Origin of the sequence: Shewanella sp. 11B5 (assembly GCF_002836795.1) — a bacterium.
Classification (GTDB): Bacteria; Pseudomonadota; Gammaproteobacteria; order Enterobacterales; family Shewanellaceae; genus Shewanella; species Shewanella frigidimarina.
This window is the reverse complement of record NZ_PJAP01000500.1, coordinates 1-5,873: the sequence shown is the minus strand read 5'-3', so window position 1 is coordinate 5,873 and position 5,873 is coordinate 1. Positions and strand designations below refer to the sequence as shown.

General features: G+C 45.2%; 2 protein-coding genes. Both read left to right on the top strand.

Going from position 1 to position 5,873, the window contains the following annotated elements; translation table 11 throughout:
• The coding region (locus CXF78_RS11735) for a beta-ketoacyl synthase N-terminal-like domain-containing protein (protein ID WP_102036890.1) at positions 1 to 4,407 on the top strand (4,407 nt) is incomplete at its 5' end.
• 17 nt (positions 4,408 to 4,424) lie between these two features.
• On the top strand, positions 4,425 to 5,873 hold a 1,449-nt coding region (locus tag CXF78_RS11730; RefSeq protein WP_102036889.1), incomplete at its 3' end, for a PfaD family polyunsaturated fatty acid/polyketide biosynthesis protein.

Genomic DNA, 5,873 nt, shown 5'->3' with positions numbered 1-5,873 from the left:
GTTGATGCAGAAACGCCAATGCACATTACCGGCATGGCGGCGCATTTTGGTCAATGTAGCAGTATTGATGCACTGGCGAAAAAAATCATCGCCAAACAAGCCATCTTTAGCCCGCTACCCACTCAACGCTGGAAAGGCTTAGATAAACATCCTGAGCTATTAGCCCAATATGGCATCACCCAAGTGCCGCAAGGCGCGTATATCGATCAATTCGATTTTGATTTTTTGCGTTTTAAAGTGCCACCCAATGAAGATGATCGCCTGATCTCACAACAACTACTGTTGATAAAAGTTGCCGATGAAGCTATCGCCGATGCCAAGCTAACACCAGGCAGTAAAGTCGCGGTATTAGTCGCCATGGAAACCGAACTCGAACTTCATCAATTCCGCGGTCGAGTTAACTTACATAGCCAAATAGAGCAAAGCCTTAACGCTCAAGGTATTCAATTATCTACAGCGGAATATGACAGCCTTGAAACCATTGCGATGGACAGTGTCCTCGACGCCGCTAAGCTTAACCAATACACCAGTTTTATTGGCAATATTATGGCGTCGCGGATAGCCTCATTATGGGATTTCAACGGCCCAGCATTTACGATTTCTGCGGGCGAACAGTCAGTTAACCGCTGTATTGATGTGGCACAAAACTTGTTTGCGTTAGGCTCGTTACAAGAACCATTAGATGCCATCATTATTGCCGCTGTAGACCTGTCTGGCAGTATTGAAAATATGTTATTCAATACCGCCAAGCTGAACGCCAAAGGATTGCGTTCAACGGATTGGTTAGTGGGTGAAGGGGCTGGCGCGCTAGTGCTGCAACAAACCAGTGCTGCACACTCTCAGCTTGACAGCTACGCCAGTATCGACAGCGTTAACTTTACGCCATTGTCACAATTACCAACACAACTGCCAACACAATTACCAACTGAGTTATCGGTAGACATTGTTGAGTTAAACCAATCGCCGGAATGTATATTATCGACTCAAGGTCAACAGTTTGCCCAAGGATTAACTGACGCTGCTACAGCGGTCAGCTCAGCACCGTTATTGAGTAAAGCCCATGATATTCTCGGTCATACATTTGCCGCTTCAGGCATGGCCAGTTTGCTGCACGGTTTAGTGCAAACTCGCCACATCGACAAACCGTCTATTAATGCCAGTGTATTCACCAGTAGCGACAATCAATACTCACAAGTTAATCTGTCGGTTTCTGCGGCGCAACAACACGCATTGCACGCTCGACTGGGTAATAATTTAACTCAACAACTCGCCACGGGCAGTAAGTTAAGTTTAATTAAACAAGTCAGTTTAGGTGGTCGCGATATCTACCAACACATTATCGATAGCCCTCTTGATGTTCTCGACAGTATTATTAATCAATGTGCTGATATTGCCCCTACTGTGGTCAACACCATTGAAAGTAAGCAACCAACTATTGGTGATAATAGCCCTCTTAGCGTCAATAATAGCGAGAATATCGCCGAGCCTCCTATGTCAGAAAATATGCCAAATAAAACGATCCCAAAGCAGCCAAGGGTTGCCAGTATGACAAATCATACGATTCCACCAGCACATTTAACGGCATTCCAACAAAATCAGTGGTTAGCACAACAAGCGCATTTAGCTTATTTAGCTAGCCGTGATGTTGGTTTGAAAGTGGCTGACAGTTTATTACGGTCCCAATTAGCCGGTTTGAGTCATCAGCCAACCGCGACTCAAGTCGCGTCTCCGGCGGCTAATACTTATGCGGTTAATGCTGCGGTTCAAACAGCGGTTAAGAGTGAAGCAATTAACCCCGCTAGGTTAATCCAACCTAATCATGCTTGTGTGCCAGCTTACACTGCACCTATTCCAGCGGATAAACCGTGTATTTGGAATTATGCTGATTTAGTTGAATATGCCGAAGGCGATATCGCTAAGGTGTTTGGCCCAGATTACGCCATTATCGACAGTTACTCGCGCCGAGTTCGCTTGCCGACCACAGATTATTTATTGGTGTCGCGTGTGACTAAACTCGATGCCACCATGAATCAATACAAACCGTGTTCAATGACCACAGAATACGACATCCCCGTCGATGCGCCGTATTTAGTGGATGGTCAAATTCCTTGGGCTGTAGCGGTAGAATCGGGTCAGTGCGATTTAATGTTGATCAGTTATTTAGGTATCGACTTTGAAAACAAAGGCGAACGAGTTTATCGCTTATTAGATTGTACTTTGACCTTCTTAGCCGATTTACCTCGTGGCGGCGACACACTGCGTTACGACATTAAAATCAATAACTTTGCCAGCAATGGCGACACGTTATTATTCTTTTTCTCTTACGAGTGTTTCGTAGGCGACAAGATGATCCTAAAAATGGATGGTGGCTGTGCAGGCTTCTTTACCGACCAAGAGCTGGCCGATGGTAAAGGGGTTATTCAAACTGAAGATGAAATAAAACATCGCCAACAAGTGATCAACAATCCAAATAAACCAACCTTTACCCCATTACTCCACTGTAGCCAAACGGCATTTGATTATGGTCAAATCCATCATTTATTGACTGGTGATATTGGCAGCTGTTTTGGTGGCGACCATGTCGCGCACCAACTGCAAACTGGAATACAAAAATCGCTTTGTTTTGCCTCTGAAAAGTTCTTAATGATTGAGCGAGTGAGTCAATTACAAACACAAGGTGGCACGTGGGGCTTAGGCTTACTCGAAGGTCATAAACACATTGCGCCAGACCATTGGTATTTCCCTTGTCATTTCCAAGGCGACCAAGTGATGGCAGGCTCGTTAATGGCAGAAGGTTGTGGCCAGCTATTACAGTTCTTTATGATCCACATTGGCATGCATACTCTAGTCGAGAATGGCCGATTCCAACCATTGGAAAATGCTTCGCAAAAAGTTCGCTGTCGTGGCCAAGTGTTACCACAAACGGCTGAGCTGACCTATCGCATGGAAGTGACTGAAATCGGTATTCATCCCCGCCCTTATGCCAAAGCCAATATTGATATTTTACTCAATGGAAAAGTCGTGGTCGATTTCCAAAACTTGGGTGTGATGATTAAAGAAGATGCCGAATGTACTCGTTATCCGCTTATCTCGTTAGACGCTAGCCCTGCAGTTGATTCAAATGCTAGCAGTAAAGTGATTGCTAACAAAGCGCCATTAATGGCGCAAATTCCAGATTTAAACGCCCCGACTAACAAAGGCGTTATTCCGCTAAAACACGTTGAAGCACCCATAGTCAGTACCGATTCAAAGTACGCTAATCGCGTGCCTGATACCGTGCCATTTACCCCATACCATATGTTTGAGTTTGCTACTGGCGATATCGAAAAATGCTTTGGCCCTGACTTTAGTATTTACCGCGGACTTATCCCACCGCGCACACCTTGTGGCGACTTACAGTTAACCACTCGCGTGGTTGAAATTAACGGTAAACGCGGCGAATTGAAAAAGCCATCATCGTGTATAGCAGAATACGAAGTGCCGGCAGATGCTTGGTACTTTGCTAAAAACAGCCATCAAGCGGTAATGCCTTATTCGGTGTTAATGGAAATTTCATTACAACCCAATGGCTTTATTTCTGGCTACATGGGCACCACCCTAGGTTTTCCTGGGCAAGAGCTATTTTTCCGTAACTTAGACGGTGGCGGAAAATTATTACGTCATGTGGATTTACGCGGTAAAACTATCGTCAATGATTCAAAGCTATTATCAACCGTCATTGCTGGCAGTAACATTATTCAAAGCTTCACCTTTGAGTTAAGTGTCGATAACGAGCCTTTTTACACCGGTAGCGCGGTATTTGGTTACTTTAAAGGTGATGCGCTTAAGAACCAGTTAGGCATAGATAACGGCAAAATCACTCAGCCATGGCATGTTGATAACAATGTCACGGCAGACATTAGCGTTAATTTACTGGATAAACAGTCACGGGTGTTTAATCCGCCAACTAGCCAACCGCATTATTGTTTAGCGGGTGGCCAGCTTAACTTTATCGACAAAGCAGAAATTGTTGAAGCAGGCGGCAAATACGGTAAAGGCTATCTTGCTGCATCACGCACTATTGACCCAAGTGATTGGTTCTTCCAATTCCACTTCCATCAAGATCCGGTGATGCCAGGTTCATTAGGTGTTGAAGCCGTGATCGAGTTAATGCAAACTTACGCCATCAGCACAGACCTAGGTAAAGGTTTCACTAATCCAAAATTCGGCCAAATATTGTCGGATATTAAATGGAAATATCGCGGTCAAATTAACCCACTTAACAAACAAATGTCACTTGATGTACATATCAGTGCAGTAAAAGATGAAGACGGTAAACGCATCATAATAGGCGACGCAAACCTCAGTAAAGATGGTCTGCGCATTTATGAAGTCAAAGATATCGCCATCTGTATTGAAGAAGCTTAGGCCAAAAAGGAATAATAATGACAACTCAAGTGCACAACGAAAAGCTTTCTCCTTGGCCATGGCAAGTTAGCCAGCAACACGTCAGTTTTGACCCAGTAGGCATGGACAAAAAGCTTAAAGATTTATCACAAGCGTGTTATGTGGTTAACGACACACAACAAGGCTTAGGGGTTGCTCAGCAAGCCCAAGTCGTGACCGATGCTATTACGGCAGCAAATGCTCTGCCGGTCAGCGCATTTGCCCCAGCCCTTGGCACCCAAAGCTTAGGCGATAGTAATTTCCGCCGCGTTCACGGGGTAAAATTTGCCTATTATGCTGGTGCGATGGCCAATGGTATTTCTTCTGAAGAACTGGTTATTGCGTTAGGTCAGGCTGGTATTTTATGCTCGTTTGGCGCAGCTGGGTTAATTCCATCTCGAGTTGAACAAGCCATTAACCGTATTCAAACTGCATTACCAAATGGTCCATACGCATTTAATTTAATTCACAGTCCAAGTGAACCCGCGCTAGAGCGTGGCAGTGTAGAGCTGTTTTTGAAGCATAAAGTACGCACTGTTGAGGCCTCAGCCTTTTTAGGCTTAACCCCACAAATTGTCTATTACCGCGCAGCGGGCTTAAGCCGTGACAAACACGGTGACATTCAAATCGACAATAAAGTGATTGCAAAAATCAGCCGTACTGAAGTGGCGATTAAGTTTATGCAACCTGCACCCGTTAAAATACTGCAACAGTTGCTTGATGAAGGACTTATTAGCGCAGAACAAATGGAGCTGGCTCAGCTAGTGCCTATGGCTGATGATATTACTGCTGAAGCAGACTCAGGCGGTCATACCGACAATCGACCATTAGTCACTTTATTGCCTACTATTTTGGCATTAAAAGATGAAGTGCAAGCACAGTACAAGTATAGAACCCCTATTCGTGTTGGTGCTGGTGGTGGTGTTGGCACGCCTGACGCGGCACTGGCGACATTTCATATGGGCGCAGCTTATATTGTTACGGGTTCAATCAACCAAGCCTGTGCCGAAGCCGGAGCCAGCGAGCATACTCGTAAATTACTGGCCACCACAGAAATGGCCGATGTGACCATGGCACCTGCTGCTGATATGTTCGAAATGGGCGTTAAGCTGCAAGTGGTAAAGCGCGGCACCTTATTCCCAATGCGTGCCAACAAGTTATATGAAATCTATACCCGCTATGACTCGATTGAAGCCATTCCAAGCGAGGAACGTGAAAAACTTGAAAAACAAGTATTCCGCTCAAGCCTGGATGATATTTGGGCTGGCACGGTAGCGCATTTTAATGAGCGCGATCCAAAGCAAATTGAGCGTGCTAAAGATAACCCTAAGCGTAAAATGGCGTTAATTTTCCGTTGGTATTTAGGTTTATCAAGCCGTTGGTCAAACACCGGTGAGCTTGGTCGCGAGATGGATTATCAAATCTGGGCAGGTCCGGCACTCGGCGCG